We start from the raw sequence: 16,529 nt of genomic DNA, 5'->3' as shown, positions 1-16,529 counted from the left end.
CAGCTACAGGCAAGAGTTTAGCCCCTTCCGGCCCGAAATAGACAAGCTTTTACTTGGCCCGCCTCTAAGTATTTCCCACAATGCCAGTCTGGTAATAGTGCCTCTATCTCCTCACGGGGACGATTCGATGGAAATTCGACATAAATTCCCCCTCCACGAGAGTCATCACAAATTCGGGCGGCCTCAACTACAGATCGATCGAATAAGCCCGAATCTTGAAAAGGGGGGTCGATAAAAATTAAATTGCTTGAGTGGGCTGCTTGTTCCTTTAGATACTCAAGGCTATCTCTGTGCAAAATTTCCACCTTACTAGGAACTGGTGAAGACTGTAGTAAAGAAAAATTGCTCAATAAGCTTGCATGGGCTTTTTTATCTTTTTCTAATAACACCACTGCATCAGCACCACGAGAGGCTGCTTCAAATCCCAAAGCGCCTGTGCCAGCAAATAAATCGATGCAATGTAAACCCGTTAGATCTTGGCCAAGCCAATTAAATAAAGTCTCACGAATACGGTCTGTAGTGGGGCGCAGGCCTGGCAAATCCAGGACTGTTAATAAACGACTTCTCCATACGCCCCCAATAATGCGTACCTTCTTGGGGGGTTCTGCCTTAAGAGACTGAGGCTTATTTATTTTTTGCTCCTAATACCACAATCTTCATGCGATCCATTGCAAGATATTTTTGGAAAGCTGCCGTCACTTGCTCTAAAGTAACTGCCTCTACTTGTTTAGTCCAAATCTCCATCGTATCAAGCGGTAATTCGTTCCATGCAATAGATGACACGTTGTCTAATAATTTACGATTGTTATCGATACGCAATGGATAGCCATTCACTAAGTTAGATTTAGCAGCAAGCAGTTCAGATGGCGTTGGACCATCTGCAATAAATTTTGCAATAGTTGAACTCATGACCTCGAGAGCCATTGCAGCTTGATCACTCTTGGTTTGCAGGCCAGCGCGAAAAATACCGGTATCTTTGCCAGGAATGAAGTAACTAGAAACGCTGTAGGCAAGCCCACGCTTCTCCCGCACCTCCGCCATTAAGCGGGATACAAATCCTCCGCCACCTAATACGTAATTACCCACTAAAAGCGGAAAGTAATCTGGGTTACTGCGAGTGACTGCCGTCATGCCCATTGCAATGTGCGCTTGCTGAGAATCAAAAGGAATTTGAATTTCTCTTTGCGCCAAAGGTTCTACTGGTGAGCGCTGTAATTCTGGCAACTTCGCAATCGGGGCGCTAGACTGTGGAATCTTTTGCAGCAGAGTATGCATGATTTCATTAGCTTGTGCTCGATCGACATCACCCACAATACTGACGATCATGCGATCGCTACGATAAAACTGTTTATGAAATTGCATCAAATCGTTTGTGCTTACTGCCGCAACCGTTTTGACTGTTGGAGTATTTCCAAGCGGGTAATCACCATATAGAGACTTTGTAAGACGGCGGTCTAAGACAAACTCAGGCTTTGTTTCTGCTTCAAGCAAGTTGGTAATCGTTCTCTGCTTTTCACGCTCAAGAATTTTTGCATCATAAGTAGGGGCACTCAGCATTGCTGCAGCCAATCTCACTGCTCGATCACGCAGATCTTTTCTACTTAAGCTGCGAATACGCAAAATAGCACGCTCACCACCAACCGATAAGCCAATATTGGCTCCTAAATCAGCAATCTCATCTGCAATCTGAGCCTCGCTTAAGAGGCCTTGATCACCTCTAACGCCGTAATTCATGAGGCTAGCAGTCATATCCGCTAAACCACTCTTACTAGCTGGGTCATAGCGATCACCCGCGTCAATACTGACTTCAATATCAACCATTGGAAGTGTCTTGGTTTGAACTAAATAACCTTTCGAACCTTTAAAACTATCCAGCTTCTCAATCGGCAAAATAGCATGAGCAACGCTAAAGCAACTTAAAGTCAGCAGGCAAGCTGAAATACTTTTCTTCAGGGCATTCATTATTTACCCTCCTTGCTAACTTCTTGAGATTTACGCGCTTGGGGATCAAGCACACCAATAGTTAATCCCTCATCAATTAAATATTTTTTGGCAACTGCCTGAACTTGCTCTGGAGTAATGGTTTGCATTTTCTCTAGCATGTAATCAATGTCCCGCCATGAAAATCCCGCCATCTCGGTAGTGCCAATTTCCATTGCCTGACCAAAGATGGAATCACGCTTATAAATTTGATCGGACAGGATGCGCACCTTAATACGCTTAAGCTCAGACTCTAAAATTCCTTTTTGCTTCAACTCTTCCAAAGCCTTACGAATACTTGCTTGAGCCTGGCTAACAGTCTTTCCCTTTGGCACGGCAGCACTAATGAGAAATAATTCTGGTCCGCGAGAAATCATGTCGTAGCCAACACCAACATCGTTCACCACTTTTTCTTGTTTAACCAAGGCTCTATTTAAACGAGCATTGTCATAACCATCGAGTACAGCCGTTAGCAGCTCAAGAGCATAAGGCTCGGGATCATCAAGCTTGCCAGGCTCTAGGCGTGGTACCTTCCACGCCATAGCCAATTGGGCGCTATCAGCCGGCGCTTTAACCTGCACTTGCTTCACCCCTTTTTGCGCTGGCTCAATCTGAGGCTTACGAACTGGCAATTCATGGGCTGTAATTGCGCCGTAATACTTTTCTACGACTTTGAGAATTTGCTTGGGGTCTACATCACCGCTAATAACCACGGTTGCATTATTTGGTGAATACCAACTGCGGTACCAATCACGCGCATCAGAAGGTTTCATGTTCTGCAAATCGTTCATCCAACCGATTACTGGGTGACGATAAGGTGAACTCATATAAGCAGTAGCCATCAGCGATTCATTTAAGAGACTACTAGGATTATCTTCGGTGCGTAAACGGCGCTCTTCCATTACCACCTGAATTTCTTTTAAGAACTCTGCATCATCGAAATTGAGATTAGACATGCGGTCTGCTTCAAGCCTAATCACTTCATCTAACTTCGATTTTTCAACTTGCTGAAAATAAGCTGTGTAGTCACGTGAAGTAAATGCATTCTCGCGCCCGCCAACGGCAGCAACCAATTTAGAGAACTCTCCCGCCTTCACTTTATGAGTGCCCTTAAACATCATATGTTCAAGTACATGGGCCACACCAGTCTTACCGTTGACCTCATCCATCGAGCCTGCCCGATACCAAACCATATGGGCAACAGTAGGCGCGCGATGATCCTCTCGAACAATGAGCTTTAATCCATTGTTCAGCATGAATTCATGTGTATCAGTAGAACTACTGCTGGCAGCCCAAGATAATTGAGCAAACAGAAGAAATAAAAAGGAAATTCGGAGTAAATTGGAACGCATCTGCTAAATCACCATATCCCAAGAATTAAATTGATAAGATGCAAGGTTTAAATTGTATCGATTATGTTCGGCTTACGTAAAACCCTCGGATCCCTTTTCAAATCAAGCAAAACTGATGAGGCTTGGTTTGATACTTTAGAAGAATCACTGATTCAAAGTGATGTGGGTCTACCTACGACCCAACAATTGATGAGTAAGCTTCGTAAGGCAGCTAAATCAGAAAAAGCCTCTAGTTCTGAAGAGCTACAAGCATTACTGATTGATGAAGTCGGCGAGCTTCTAAAAGCATTAGAGCCCTCCCCAAACCCCCTCTTTGAATCCAAGCAGATCAATATCCCAGAGGTATGGTTGGTAGTAGGGGTAAATGGTGCCGGTAAGACAACAACTATTGGCAAGCTTTGCAGGCTTTTTCAGTCTCAGGGCAAATCCGTTCTCCTGGGTGCAGGAGATACTTTTAGAGCTGCCGCACGCAATCAATTGCAAGAATGGGGTAGCCGCAATCAAGTCGACGTTATTACTCAAGAAGGTGGTGATGCTGCTGCCGTTGCTCATGACGCTATCCATTCAGCGATCTCTCGCAAAAGCGATATCTTGATTATTGATACCGCTGGACGTCTTGCTACTCAAGACCATCTCATGGAAGAACTCAAGAAGGTCAAACGAGTCATTGGCAAAGCTCTTCCTGGCGCACCACACCATACTTTGCTCATACTTGATGGTAATACTGGCCAGAATGGTTTAAGCCAAGTGAGAGCCTTTCATATAGCCTTAGGTCTCACCGGAATCATCGTTACTAAGCTCGATGGCACCGCTAAGGGCGGCGTTATCTGCGCCTTGGCACATACCCTCCAGGAAGGGCCAAAACCCGCCATATTGGCCCTAGGCAAAGGCGAGGGGATTGATGATTTGGCCCCATTCACAGCCAGGCAGTATTCCTCAGAATTATTCAATTAAATCATATAGTTACAGACTCTATAAACCATTAGCACTCTCTTGACAGGAGTGCTAAAATAGAGCCCTATAAACACCTCATATTTACTAAAAAATGGTTCAAAAGAAATCTGACAATCCGAATATGCAAAGACTGCCCGTCGCGCAGACTGCGGCGGCGTCTGCATTTCCAATGTTGCCATCCCTTGGGGTTGGCACTCTTGATTCGTATATTGCGTACGTGAATCGCGTACCAATGTTGAGCGCTGCAGAAGAGTTACATCTTGCGCAGGAATTTCGTCGTACTGAAAATGTGGATGCCGCTAAAACTTTAGTGCTCTCCCATTTGCGTTTGGTTGTTTCTGTTGCTCGCCAGTATCTTGGCTATGGCATTCCGCATGCTGACTTAATTCAAGAAGGCAATATTGGCTTGATGAAAGCAGTGAAGCGTTACGACCCAAATAATGGTGCACGTTTAGTGTCTTACGCAATTCACTGGATCAAAGCAGAAATTCATGAGTACATTCTCAAGAATTGGCGCTTGGTCAAAATGGCAACGACTAAAGCACAACGTAAATTGTTCTTTAACTTACGCAGCAACAAACCAACTTTAAGCGCCCTCACTCCAGGTGAAATAGCTGCCTTAGCCAAAGCGCTAGACGTTAAGGGCTCAGATGTTAAGGAAATGGAAATGCGTCTTGCTGGTGGCGATGTTGCACTAGAAGGCGATGACACTGATGAAGATGCAGCCTATGCGCCGATTCAATGGCTTGCTGATAACAGCCAAGAGCCTACACAGCGCATTGCCAGCAATGAAGCTGATGCACTCCAGGGTCCTAAGCTAGATCAAGCTTTGATGGCCTTAGACGAGCGTAGTCGCAATATCGTGCAGTCACGCTGGTTAGCAATGGATGCCGATGGTAATGGCACAAAAACACTGCATGACCTTGCCAATGAATATGGCATCTCTGCAGAACGCGTTCGTCAAATTGAGACAGCAGCTCTCAAAAAGATGCGCGGTATGTTGCAAGCTGAAGCAGCCTAAGCTTCTTCAGCCTCCGCACACTCTATTACTTTAAAAGTTCTTTCAAGTCATGCGCCAAGGTCTCAGGACCTTGAGCATGCTTGATATATAAACGCAGGCGCCCTTGTGGATCAAACGCATAACTACCGGCCGTGTGATCCATCGTATACGAACCGGGGCTTGTGCCTGGTACCTTCTTGTAATAAATCTTAAAGTCCTTAGCGACCTTCTCTAAGGCAGCATCATCAACTGGGCGAAGGCCCAAGAAACGTGGATCAAATGCCGGTACATACTGCTTCAAAATAGCAGCAGTATCTCGCTCAGGATCAACGGTCACAAAAAGCACCTGCACCTTATCGGATTGAGGCCCCATTAGCGCCATGACTTGCTGCATTTCCGTCAAAGTGGTTGGGCAGACATCAGGACACTGGGTATAGCCAAAGAACATCACTACAACCTTGCCCTTAAAGTCAGCCAGTGTTCTCACCTTACCATCGGGATCTACTAAGCTAAAGTCCTTACCAAAAGCAGTGCTGCCAGTGATATCGATATTTTTAAACTCGGGCTTTGGGCTACAAGCAGTTAATGCAATGAGCAGGGTAGCAATACAGCAGTGACGCAAAAAAGTGATGTTCATTTCAGAGGAAGTAGTGATCTATCAGCAGCGCTCCAAAGAGCAAGGACAAATAGCTAATTGAAAAACGGAAAGTTTTCTTAGCCAAAGCATCGCTATAAGAAATAAACAAAGCAATAGCGTAAGCCAAGAAGATTAAGCCAAGAATAATCGCAGAAACTAAATACACTATGCCACTCATTCCATAGATATAAGGCAGCATAGTCGCTGCAATCAAGATCAAGGTGTACAAGAGAATATTGAGCAAGGTAAAACGCTCGCCATGAGTTACTGGCAACATTGGTAAACCAGATTGCACATAGTCATCACGACGATATAAAGCTAACGCCCAAAAGTGTGGGGGCGTCCAGACAAAAATAATCAAGACTAAGAGCCATGCTTCAGCAGATAGTGTGTTGGTGACTGCAGCCCAGCCTAGTGCTGGAGGCATGGCTCCAGAGAGTCCACCAATCACAATATTTTGTGGGGTAGCTGGTTTTAATAACCAGGTGTAAATCACTGCATAGCCCACAAAAGTTGCCAAAGTCAGCCACATTGTTAAAGGGTTGCAAAAGTTCCAAAGAATAATCATCCCGAGCGCGCCCAGAATGATGGAGAAAACAATAATATGAAACGGTGTCACCTCTCCAGTAGCAGATGGGCGCCAAGAAGTGCGCTTCATCTTGGCATCTACTGCCTGCTCAATTAAACAGTTCACAGCAAACGCAGCACTTGCTAATAACCAAATTCCGACAACTCCACCGAATAGAACGGGATAAGGAACCATGCCCGGCGTAGCTAGGAACATCCCAATCAAGGCGCAAAAAACGGCGAGTTGAGTCACCCTGGGTTTAGTTAAAACCCAGTACTGACGCCAACGTGGCATTGCCACTGATCTAGATGTTTGAGGTGTACTCATCGCTTTGTCATCTTCTTTTGAAGAGATGGGCTCCAAGATGCCCAAGAACTCATTCTGACTAAACAGAATACTAGAGCTGCGGAACCGGCAGTGTGCAGTAAAGCAGCCAATAGTGGCCACTGGAAGATAACGTTTGATATGCCAGTGATCACTTGCAATAGGAGCAAGGCAAGCAACAGTTTGGCAAAGCGACTTAGACCAGATAACACTGGGGTTGCCAACTGCAAAGCTTTCAAACTCAGAACACTCAAGACAATCAAGACTGTTACAGCAAATAAGCGATGAGCCCAATGAATGGTTTGTAGCGCAATTGGAGAAATAAATTCACCTTGAGCATTAAGGCCCAATTGACGCCAAAGAGTAAAGCCCTCGCCCCAATTGGTTTCTGGCCACGCCGCTCCCAGACAAGTAGGAAAATCGGGGCAAGCCAAGACAGCATAATTAGTGCTGACCCAAGCACCCAAAAAGATTTGGATAGTGAGAACTATAAAAGCAACAAGTAGTAATTGAGCTGGCAAAGGACGTATGCGCAGAGTATGAATTGACGAAGTACTTTGCTCCCAGGCTTGCTGAGCATAAACGGTCAAGCAAGCCAATAAAACTAAAGCTAGCATCAGATGGATGGTCACAATGATGGGTTGTAATTTAAGCGTTACAGTCCAAGCGCCAAAAGCGCCCTGAACACATACCAAGAAGAACAATCCTAGGCTTGCCCAAAAAGGCATCTTCCCTAAAGTCTTTATTTTGCTAAAGGCAGTAGCAACCTGAATCAAAATTAAGGCACCCACCGTCATTGCTAAGTAGCGATGAATCATTTCGATCCAAGCCTTAATCACTGTGACAGGCCCACTGGGCATAGCAGCTTCCGCTTGTTGAATTTCACCAAGAGCATGAAAGGGGTTGGAGACTCCGTAACACCCCGGCCAATCAGGACAACCAAGCCCAGAATCAGTCAAACGGGTAAACGCACCAAACACAATCAGATCAAAAGTCATAAAGACTAAAACCCAATTGAGTTTTTGAAAAAAACTATAGCCCGGTCTTGTCCAAAGATAAGCCAATGGCAATCCTGCGAATACGATCGCAATAGCAGCCAATTCTAAGAACAAAACAAAAGTAGGCATTACAAATTTTCACCCTTGCGATTCAACTTCAAGAGTTTTTCTAAATCTTTTTTGATGCTGGTAAATTCTTTAGGTGAATTTGTTACTGGGAAATACATCATCTTGGCTGGGCTTGGATCAATTAACTGAATCTGCTGTCCGGCACCTTCTTTATTGAGCCAAGTCTCAAACTCCGCCCTTAACTTGGGATCTGTTGGGACCGCAACAACCTTCAATCCAGCGGCCTGCTCGTCATAAGCCTTCGCAACTTCAGGGTCTACAGTCTTACCATCGGTATTGACCCATAGCAACTGAACGCGTTTACTTTCTCTACCCACAGCAACTCTGACCTGACGCATCAAAAATAAAGCTTCGAGACACTTTTCATCTTTAATTTGGCATTCACCAGCAGGGCGTGCGATGAGTAAAGTCCATTTGCCTTGCAGTGGCACATTGAACCACGCAGGATTTAATTCTTGTGCTGGATAGACCAAAGTTCCGAAATTGGTTTTTCCACCCTCAGGCTTAATCACGTAATACGCCAAATAAGAGGCAATCACTGGCGCAGCACATGCAAGTAATAACAAGAGCATTTGAATTCGGCCACGGCGAGTCCGTGCATTGATTGCCGACGAATCCATTTGTGAAGCCGGTATTAATAACTCTGTATCACTCACACTTGATCCCCATTCATACCCTGCCGCCGATATTGCCGCAGGCCAGTAATCAGCCAAAATAAGAAGCCGCAAGCAGCCAAAGCAAACCACTGGAATGCATAAGCATAATGGCGATCGACTCCGGTCGTCAGAGGAGCCCACTCACGCAGTAAGCCATCATCAATACCAGCATCAATCTCCCGCAAAATATAAGGGCTTTGCACCCAGCTGCGCAGCTTGCCCTCGCTAGCTAAATCAAAATTCTGCTCAATGCGGGGCCTATCAATATCTATAGGGGCTTTACTTTTACCAAGTGCATAGACCCTGCCAGGATGAGCAAACACAATACCCTCAATATTGACTACATTGACCGGCGTTTTAACCGGTGGCAAAGACTCACGATTTTCATTGTTGCGCGGCGCCCAGCCCCGATTGATCCAAAGTACCTCATCGCGCCCCTCCAATTGCATGGGCATGAGAAGATAAAAACCGGACTGTGAGGTATTGCTACCAACAGGAGGAATCGGTCTCGGTCGGTTATCCAACCAAATGGCTGCCTGGGGAAGATATTGGCCTCGCGCAATCATGCGGCGCTCACTTGCATCTTCTAGGGTAAAGGAGCCTTCATTCGCACTCAAAATTGGCATCTGTTGGCGAGCCACTAAATGCGCCGCCAAGGCTATCTTAGTGTCAGCCCTACTCAGCTGCCAAATGCCCGCAGCACAGCCAATTGCGATGACCAGCAAGGCTGATACAGTAGCAACTATGCGCTTAGCAATGAGGGCAGTAAAAAGATTATTCAAGAGATTTAAAAGATAAGGATTTGAGATGAAGTGGATTATTCCAATTGTCCTACTAATGATTGTTGGCAGCTTAGGATCAGCCCTGTATTACATGATGAAAGATCGTGGCAATAGCTCCAGAATGGTTCACTCACTCATGCTGCGTATCGGCCTATCAGTCGCCCTATTCATTGGAATCCTACTAGCCCATTATTTTGGACTGATTGAGGCTACCGGCATCAAGGTCGGCACAAACTAAAAGCAACCACCTCAGAAGAGAACACCTAAAAATCAATCGGGGCTTAACGCCCCGATTTTTTATTCTACTTACATCCAGTAAACAGCGATGTAAAGACCAAGCCAAACAACGTCAACGAAGTGCCAGTACCAAGCAGCGCCTTCGAATGCAAAGTGGTGCTTAGCAGTGAAATCTCCACGAATCATGCGGCGTAAAACAATTGCCAACATCGTGCCACCTAGGAACACGTGGAAGCCGTGGAAACCAGTCAACATAAAGAAGGTTGAACCGTAGATACCAGATGTCAATTTCAAATTGAGCTCATGGTAAGCATGGTAGTACTCATAAACCTGGAAGCCCAAGAAGATTACACCCAAACCAACCGTAGCAGCCAAGCCAATAATGGCTTTCTTCATGTGGTTCTCAACCAATGCGTGGTGGGCAATAGTGATAGTCACACCAGAGCTCAACAAGAGCAGGGTATTAATCGTTGGAATTGGCCATGGACCCATGGTGGTAAATTTCTCAACCAAACCAGCAGGACCATCATTTGGCCAAACCGCTTGGAAGTTAGGCCAGAGCAGTTTGCTCTCTACATCACCCATCCAAGGCATCGCAATATTGCGCGCATAGAAGAGTGCAGAAAAGAATGCCGCAAAGAACATAATCTCGGAGAAGATGAACCAAGCCATTGACCAACGATAAGAAATATCTACGTTGACACCATTCATGCCAGCATTTGACTCAGCAATGGTATCGCCGAACCAGTTATAGAGCACATAGATAACCCATGCTACGCCTGCAAGGGTTAGCGGACCACCCCAAGAAGCCTGATTGACCCAACCAGAGATACCAAAAGCAAAGGCGATCAAACCAAGAGCCGCCATGGCTGGGTGTCTAGATAGTCCAGGGACGTAATAGTATGGGGTTGAATTGGATGACATCTTATTCTCTCTATTCAATCAAAAAATAATCAATTGGACACAACTGCTTTCACTATCAAGAGCAGCACACCCATAAAAATCAGGGCGCCTACAACACCTGCAATGATAATGTGCACAAAACTTAGTGAAGCTACATCTTCCTGCAAACCGGATTTTTTACGCACCCCCAAGAAGCCCCACATCACGGCTTTCATAGACTGCATAAAACTACTTTTCTTCTTCATGAAGATACCCTCGATTTAGGAGCGGGCGGAGTGCCGCCCAATCCCAACTCAAAGAAGGTATACGACAAGGTGATTGTTTTGACATCATCAGGCAAGCCCGAATCAATTACAAATATCACCGGCATCTTCTTTGTTTCATTTGCTGCCAGTGTTTGTTCTTGAAAACAAAAACACTCTAATTTGGTAAAAAACTCCGTTGCGCTTTTAGGCGCATAACTTGGTATTGCCTGCGCACGCACCGGATGACCCAAATTGTTTGTTACTTCATACACAATCTCCGTCATCTCACCTGGATGAACTTCCAAGAAGTTCTTCACTGGCTTAAACGTAAATGGTCCACGACTATTGGAATCAAACTCGATTGTCACCGTACGAGAATAATTAACCTGGGTGTTACCAACCCGGTTAGGGCTAAAGGCACGAACACCATAATCATTCTTACTAGTAACTACGTTAATTCCAGTGACCTCACATAAGGCCTTATACATCGGGACTAACGCATAGCCAAAACCAAACATCATTACTGCTGCAACCAAGAGCTTTAACAAAATCTGACGATTAAGTGATTGAGTAGTAACCATCGCAATATGCGGGATTAACCCAACAAGCTCCGTTTAATCAAAATACCAATAAAAAAAGTTAATACAACACTCAAAAGAACAAACCCTAATCTGCGATTATTGGCAGCTAAGGTTTGCTTTCTTGAAGAATTAAATTCCTGCTTCACGCAACTGCTCCGCATTAGGAGGAGTTTCAAATGTATGGTGTGGTGCTGGTGAAGGCAAAATCCACTCTAAACCTTTGGCGCCATCCCATGGCTTCATCGGAGCTTTTTCGCCTTGGCCACGATACGCTGGCATCACGACGAAGAGCAAGAAATAAACCTGTGCCAAACCAAAACCCAAAGCTCCAATGGATGCAATCGAATTGAAGTCGGCGAACTGAGTTGGATAGTCAGCATAACGACGTGGCATACCAGCCAAGCCCAAGAAGTGCATTGGGAAGAAGGTTAAGTTAAAGAAGAACATGGAAGCCCAGAAGTGGATCTTGCCGCGTGTTTCATTAGCCATATAACCGGTCCACTTTGGACACCAGTAGTAAAAACCGGCAAACATTGCAAACAGGGAACCTGCAACTAATACATAGTGGAAGTGAGCAACTACGTAGTAAGTATCTTGAAGACCAATATCAATTGGTGCCATTGCCAGGATCAAACCAGTAAAGCCACCCATCGTAAATACGAAAATAAAACCGATAGCCCACAACATTGGTGTTTCAAAAGTCATTGAACCTTGCCACATTGTTGCAACCCAGTTAAAAATCTTCACGCCCGTTGGAACAGCAATCAACATTGTTGCGTACATGAAGAACAATTGACCAGTAACAGGCATACCAGTTGCAAACATGTGGTGAGCCCAAACGATGAATGACAAGATCGCGATAGACGATGTTGCATAAACCATGGAGCTATAACCGAACAATGTTTTTCTGGAGAATGCTGGAACGATTTCACTCACGATACCGAATGCAGGCAGAATCATGATGTAAACCTCTGGGTGACCGAAGAACCAGAAAATGTGCTGGAACATGATTGGGTCACCACCGCCAACAGCGGAGAAGAAGGAAGTACCAAAGTGACGGTCAGTTAACACCATGGTGATTGCGCCAGCCAACACAGGCATTACAGCGATCAACAAGTAAGCAGTAATTAACCAAGTCCAGCAGAACATTGGCATCTTCATCAAAGTCATGCCAGGAGCGCGCATATTCAAAATGGTGACAATGATGTTGATCGAACCCATAATGGAAGAAGCACCCAACAAGTGGAGGGCAAAAATCGCCATATCCATGCCAGGACCCATTTGTGAAGTCAATGGAGCATAGATTGTCCAGCCGCCTGATGGAGCACCACCAGGAACCAAGAATGAGCTCAATAGCAATGTTGCAGCAACTGGCAGAATCCAGAAGCTGAAGTTATTCATACGAGCGAACGCCATATCAGATGCGCCAATTTGCAAAGGCACCATCCAGTTAGCGAAACCAACGAATGCCGGCATGATCGCACCGAACACCATCACCAAGCCGTGCATAGTAGTTAGTTGGTTAAAGAACTCAGGACGTAAAAATTGCAAACCAGGCTGGAATAATTCCAAACGAATTCCCAAAGCCATCACGCCGCCAGCTAACAAGCTGACAAACGAGAAGATCAAATACATCGTACCGATGTCTTTGTGATTGGTTGCAAACAACCAACGACGCCAACCATGTGGCGTGTGATCGTCGTGTGCGTGATCGTGTGCGTGATCGTGTGCGTGATCGTGGGTAGTAGAGACTGTGCTCATGGATTACTCCGGTTTCGTTTTATCTGTATTAGTTAATCTGAATTACTTGCCGCCGCGTGCAGTAATAATGTCCTGGGTCTGAATGACTTCACCCGTCTTATTACCCCATGCGTTACGTGTATAAGTCATGACTGCAGCGATATCGCCATCAGGAATCACACCAGCCCATTTCGGCATTGCACCCTTACCATTAATCAGGATGTTGTATTGAGCTGCTTTAGGTCCTAAAACCATTTTGCTGCCATCCAAGGCTGGGAATGCGCCCGCACCCTTGCCATTAGCCTGATGGCAAGCAGCGCAGTTTGATGCATAAACTTTTGCACCGCGCTCTTTTTGCTCATCCAAGGTGTAGACCTTTGAAGGATCATCACCGCCTGCGCCCATTTCTTTCTTCTTTTCAGCAACCCAAGCTGTGTAGTCCTCTTGTGAAACTACTCTCACAACGATAGGCATAAAGGCATGCTCAGCACCGCACAACTCTGAACACTGGCCGCGGAATGTGCCAATAGTTTCAGCTCTAAACCAGGTATCACGAACAAATCCAGGAATCGCATCTTGCTTAACGCCGAATGCTGGAATAGTCCAAGCGTGAATAACGTCATTAGCAGTAGTAATCAAACGAATCTTCTTGCCAACAGGCACAACCATTTCGTTATCAACTTCCATCAAATAAGTATTTGATTTTGGTGCGAGGTTATTAATTGCCTCACGTGAAGTTGACAAGGTAGACAAGAAGCTAATACCTTCGCCCTCACCTTTGATGTAATCGTATCCCCACTTCCACTGATAACCAGTAGTCTTGATGGTGATATCCGAATTAGTAGTGTCTTTCATTGCTACAACTGTTTTAGTAGCAGGCAATGCCATGCCGATCACGATCAACAGAGGAATAACTGTCCAAATAATTTCTACGGTTGTGCTCTCGTGGAAAGATGCTGATTTGTGACCTAATGATTTGCGGTGTTTCAAGATGGAATAGAACATGACTCCAAACACGCCGATAAAGATCACTGCGCAAATCACTAACATCATCCAATGGAGCCAATGGATTTCTTGCATGATTTTGGTTGCAGGTGCCGCAAAATTCAGCTGATTAACAGCAGGGCCGCCCGGCATATTTTCTGATGCCTGTGCAAAAGCAGTGCCAAAGGCTGCTACTAAATAGAGCGAAGCCCTAGTGACTTTTCCAAATAAATTCATCTTATTCTCTGTTTATTGTCGTGAGCAAAGTGTCTAAAGCGCCACCCAATGCCCAAAAAGCGGTATCAAGCCAATACATCCAGCCGTGATTATAGGGTTAATTGTGCGCAACAACAAACAGGGATAACACGGGCTAATCCAATCTTGGCAAAGCTTAAAATGATAGTAAGCACTTACACTTAAGCAGAATCTGACCTAGTCTTGTGCCCAATTTGATTTACATCGATATAGGCGACATTGTCACGAGCCTTCACAAGGCCCTTTCCTAAAGCCCAGGCATGGCCATACACAATCTCCAATGTCATTTTTTTAGGTAATAGACCTTGTTTAGAGGCTTCCTTGGTGGTGTTTTGAAGTAATTTCAGTGCCCCTGCATCAACAAGCAAAAGTGCATCCGACTGGTAATCGAGGCTGATAAATTCCATATCCATTACAGGATCGGAAAAACGCTCTCCCAGCAGAGCATCGCCCATATCGTGCATATCCCAGGGACTTAGTAAATTCTTTAATCTAAGACCGCTGGAATCGACTGCGCGCAATTCTTTTCCAGTATCCGGCCCTAAATAGCTAAAAGTGATCAAACCTCCCTCTCTCAAAACACGCCAACATTCCTGTAAAAAAAGCTTTGGATCGGGTAAGTCTTGTAATAAGAGATCGCTAAATACCAAATCAACAGAATTGTCGGGAAGATCGAATTTGCCCTTTGATAGGTAGTTAGCTATGGGCTCTGTATTTCCTCGAAACATAGAGCGCCAATGAGATAAGGCTTTTGAGCGCCACATTGCAAAACCAGAAATTCCATCCTCCGTAAGACTATGAATCTTTACATTCGGATAGCGCTTTGCAAATACTGCTAAATGCTTTCCAGGAAAATCTGGAACGATTAACGCATCTCTGACATCGAGTTTAACGATGTCGAGTTTTTGCAGCATACGGTCTGCAATTTCATCTTGTAACCATCTGATTGGGTGGGTCATTCGCTCAGTATACTCAGCGCCCCATGCAATTTCTAGAGAAGATTTTTCAATCTATCAGTCAACAGCTTCTACCCAGCGCTTGTGTCGTGTGCGAACGCTATCAACAAAATAGTATTTGCGAACCGTGTTTGCAATCTCTAAAAGCAGATGGCTTATTCAATTACGAATGCTGCTATCAATGTGGCATCAGCTTAGATAAATCAGAGCTAGTAGACCAACACTGCAAACAGTGCAAGATTGATCCTCCCCATTTTGATGAAACATACTGTCTAGATCGGTATGAAGGGATACTACAAAATGCGATTCATCAACTTAAATATCATCGGCGCCTAGCCTATGCGCATGGACTTGCTAGAGCATGGAATCAAACTTTTTTAACACAGCTAAAAAATATCCATGCGCATTATCTTTTACCTGTACCACTCAGCACCCAAAAATTATCTGCACGTGGATTTAATCAAAGCTGGGAAATAGCTCGCAGGATTGACTGTAAATCTACTGCTCAAAAATTACCGTATGCACTCAAGCGTGAACACCGTGAGCATCAGCAAGTAGGGGGTGGACTTTCTACAAGGCGGCTAGCCATTCAGGGTATTTTTTATATTGAGGCTGGCTTCGCCGAAATTCTTCGAGGGCAAAGAGTGATCGTTTTTGATGACGTAATGACGAGCGGCGCTACTCTTAATGAAATTGCCCGCGTTCTGAAGGACAATGGTGTATCACACGTCATTAACTGGGTTGTACTCAGAACGGCTAAAGTACCGCATGTTTAATATTGTTTTATTCGAACCTGAAATCCCGCCAAACACAGGCAATATCATTCGACTTTGCGCCAATACTGGAGCAAATCTGCATTTGATTGAGCCCCTAGGCTTTCCAATGGAAGATGCCAAGCTGCGTAGAGCAGGACTTGACTATCACGAGTTTGCCAAAGTCAAAGTTCATTCCAATTGGGCACAATTTCTGAAAAATGAACAGCCAAATCCTCAACATCTTTTTGCCTTAACAACAAAAGGCAATGGCAAATTTCATGAGGGCAAATATGCGCCCAATGATTACTTTGTTTTTGGCTCTGAAACCAAGGGGATTACTGATGAAGTACGCAACTCTATTCCAGAAAATAATCGCATGCGCCTAGCAATGCAAGATAGTAGCCGTAGCTTGAACTTATCGAATACGGTAGCAATTGTGGTCTATGAAGCCTGGCGTCAGAATGGTCTTGCGGGCGGCAAGTAAAAGCTGAAG

General features: G+C 45.0%; 20 protein-coding genes. 5 read left to right on the top strand and 15 right to left on the bottom strand.

Translation table 11 applies throughout. The features are described from left to right. Positions 1-17 precede the first annotated feature (17 nt). From rsmD to ICN17_RS03820, 3 genes are read right to left on the bottom strand one after another with little or no spacing between them, the layout of a single operon-like run. Positions 18-632 carry a 16S rRNA (guanine(966)-N(2))-methyltransferase RsmD gene (gene rsmD, locus ICN17_RS03830; RefSeq protein ID WP_216236662.1) on the bottom strand — a complete coding sequence of 205 codons (615 nt, stop codon included), beginning with the start codon at positions 630-632 and terminating at the stop codon, positions 18-20. Beyond that, positions 625-1,962: a pitrilysin family protein gene (locus tag ICN17_RS03825; protein ID WP_216236205.1), complete on the bottom strand. Its 1,338-nt coding sequence runs from the start codon at positions 1,960-1,962 to the stop codon at positions 625-627. The genes rsmD and ICN17_RS03825 overlap by 8 nt, the downstream gene beginning before the upstream one ends. After that, the gene (locus ICN17_RS03820) at positions 1,962-3,332 is read right to left on the bottom strand and encodes a pitrilysin family protein (RefSeq protein WP_216236204.1); all 1,371 of its coding nucleotides are present in this window, start codon (positions 3,330-3,332) and stop codon (positions 1,962-1,964) included. The genes ICN17_RS03825 and ICN17_RS03820 overlap by 1 nt, the downstream gene beginning before the upstream one ends. A 63-nt stretch (positions 3,333-3,395) precedes the next feature. Here ICN17_RS03820 and ftsY point away from each other — a divergent pair, with 63 nt between their 5' ends. After that, positions 3,396-4,286: a signal recognition particle-docking protein FtsY gene (gene ftsY, locus ICN17_RS03815; protein ID WP_216236203.1), complete on the top strand. Its 891-nt coding sequence runs from the start codon at positions 3,396-3,398 to the stop codon at positions 4,284-4,286. A gap of 91 nt (positions 4,287-4,377) precedes the next feature. Then, the gene (rpoH, locus tag ICN17_RS03810; RefSeq protein WP_216236202.1) at positions 4,378-5,307 is read left to right on the top strand and encodes an RNA polymerase sigma factor RpoH; all 930 of its coding nucleotides are present in this window, start codon (positions 4,378-4,380) and stop codon (positions 5,305-5,307) included. 25 nt (positions 5,308-5,332) lie between these two features. On the opposite strand, the gene ICN17_RS03805 is transcribed toward rpoH, so the two are convergent. The 5 genes from ICN17_RS03805 to ICN17_RS03785 are packed head-to-tail and all read right to left on the bottom strand — an operon-like array spanning position 5,333 to position 9,380. Continuing rightward, positions 5,333-5,923 (bottom strand): SCO family protein, encoded by a 591-nt coding sequence (locus ICN17_RS03805; protein ID WP_216236201.1) that lies wholly within the window; start codon positions 5,921-5,923, stop codon positions 5,333-5,335. A 1-nt stretch (position 5,924) separates the two neighbouring features. Next, positions 5,925-6,818: a heme o synthase gene (gene cyoE / locus ICN17_RS03800; RefSeq protein ID WP_216236200.1), complete on the bottom strand. Its 894-nt coding sequence runs from the start codon at positions 6,816-6,818 to the stop codon at positions 5,925-5,927. Next, positions 6,815-7,942: a heme A synthase gene (locus ICN17_RS03795; protein WP_216236199.1), complete on the bottom strand. Its 1,128-nt coding sequence runs from the start codon at positions 7,940-7,942 to the stop codon at positions 6,815-6,817. Before ICN17_RS03795 ends, cyoE begins: the two co-directional genes overlap by 4 nt. Further along, on the bottom strand, positions 7,942-8,598 hold the full coding sequence (locus ICN17_RS03790; protein WP_216236198.1) for a hypothetical protein: 657 nt from the start codon (positions 8,596-8,598) through the stop codon (positions 7,942-7,944). Before ICN17_RS03790 ends, ICN17_RS03795 begins: the two co-directional genes overlap by 1 nt. After that, a complete protein-coding gene (locus tag ICN17_RS03785; RefSeq protein WP_255538277.1) occupies positions 8,595-9,380 on the bottom strand; it encodes an SURF1 family protein in 786 nt (261 codons plus the stop codon). Before ICN17_RS03785 ends, ICN17_RS03790 begins: the two co-directional genes overlap by 4 nt. A gap of 25 nt (positions 9,381-9,405) precedes the next feature. Between ICN17_RS03785 and ICN17_RS03780 the strand changes: the two genes are divergently transcribed. Then, positions 9,406-9,618: a twin transmembrane helix small protein gene (locus ICN17_RS03780; RefSeq protein ID WP_216139672.1), complete on the top strand. Its 213-nt coding sequence runs from the start codon at positions 9,406-9,408 to the stop codon at positions 9,616-9,618. Positions 9,619-9,686: 68 nt separating this feature from the next. On the opposite strand, the gene ICN17_RS03775 is transcribed toward ICN17_RS03780, so the two are convergent. The 7 genes from ICN17_RS03775 to ICN17_RS03745 all read right to left on the bottom strand — a co-directional run bounded on the left by ICN17_RS03775 (position 9,687) and on the right by ICN17_RS03745 (position 15,284). After that, positions 9,687-10,541, bottom strand: a complete 855-nt coding sequence (locus ICN17_RS03775) for a cytochrome c oxidase subunit 3 (RefSeq protein WP_216236197.1) — start codon at positions 10,539-10,541, stop codon at positions 9,687-9,689. Between the two features lie 29 nt (positions 10,542-10,570). After that, positions 10,571-10,744, bottom strand: a complete 174-nt coding sequence (locus tag ICN17_RS03770) for a DUF2970 domain-containing protein (protein ID WP_236635590.1) — start codon at positions 10,742-10,744, stop codon at positions 10,571-10,573. A 17-nt stretch (positions 10,745-10,761) separates the two neighbouring features. Next, on the bottom strand, positions 10,762-11,346 hold the full coding sequence (locus ICN17_RS03765; RefSeq protein ID WP_216236196.1) for a cytochrome c oxidase assembly protein: 585 nt from the start codon (positions 11,344-11,346) through the stop codon (positions 10,762-10,764). 14 nt (positions 11,347-11,360) lie between these two features. After that, the gene (locus ICN17_RS03760; RefSeq protein ID WP_216236195.1) at positions 11,361-11,507 is read right to left on the bottom strand and encodes a cytochrome oxidase small assembly protein; all 147 of its coding nucleotides are present in this window, start codon (positions 11,505-11,507) and stop codon (positions 11,361-11,363) included. Continuing rightward, complete coding sequence (gene ctaD, locus ICN17_RS03755; protein WP_216236194.1) at positions 11,476-13,107, bottom strand: cytochrome c oxidase subunit I; 1,632 nt, start codon at positions 13,105-13,107, stop codon at positions 11,476-11,478. Before ctaD ends, ICN17_RS03760 begins: the two co-directional genes overlap by 32 nt. Before the next feature lie 42 nt (positions 13,108-13,149). Continuing rightward, positions 13,150-14,307 (bottom strand): cytochrome c oxidase subunit II, encoded by a 1,158-nt coding sequence (gene coxB, locus ICN17_RS03750; protein ID WP_216236193.1) that lies wholly within the window; start codon positions 14,305-14,307, stop codon positions 13,150-13,152. A gap of 179 nt (positions 14,308-14,486) precedes the next feature. Further along, on the bottom strand, positions 14,487-15,284 hold the full coding sequence (locus tag ICN17_RS03745; RefSeq protein ID WP_216236192.1) for a methyltransferase domain-containing protein: 798 nt from the start codon (positions 15,282-15,284) through the stop codon (positions 14,487-14,489). Between the two features lie 23 nt (positions 15,285-15,307). On the opposite strand from ICN17_RS03745, the gene ICN17_RS03740 reads away from it, so the two are divergent. Together ICN17_RS03740 and trmL are read left to right on the top strand one after the other, a co-directional pair. Then, on the top strand, positions 15,308-16,057 hold the full coding sequence (locus ICN17_RS03740; RefSeq protein WP_216236191.1) for a ComF family protein: 750 nt from the start codon (positions 15,308-15,310) through the stop codon (positions 16,055-16,057). After that, positions 16,050-16,520 (top strand): tRNA (uridine(34)/cytosine(34)/5-carboxymethylaminomethyluridine(34)-2'-O)-methyltransferase TrmL, encoded by a 471-nt coding sequence (gene trmL / locus ICN17_RS03735; RefSeq protein WP_216236190.1) that lies wholly within the window; start codon positions 16,050-16,052, stop codon positions 16,518-16,520. The genes ICN17_RS03740 and trmL overlap by 8 nt, the downstream gene beginning before the upstream one ends. Positions 16,521-16,529 lie beyond the last annotated feature (9 nt).

This window comes from Polynucleobacter sp. 73C-SIWE, from assembly GCF_018882465.1.
Classification (GTDB): domain Bacteria; phylum Pseudomonadota; class Gammaproteobacteria; order Burkholderiales; family Burkholderiaceae; genus Polynucleobacter.
The sequence above is the reverse complement of the archived record's forward strand: the minus strand, read 5'-3'. Positions and strand labels throughout refer to the sequence as shown.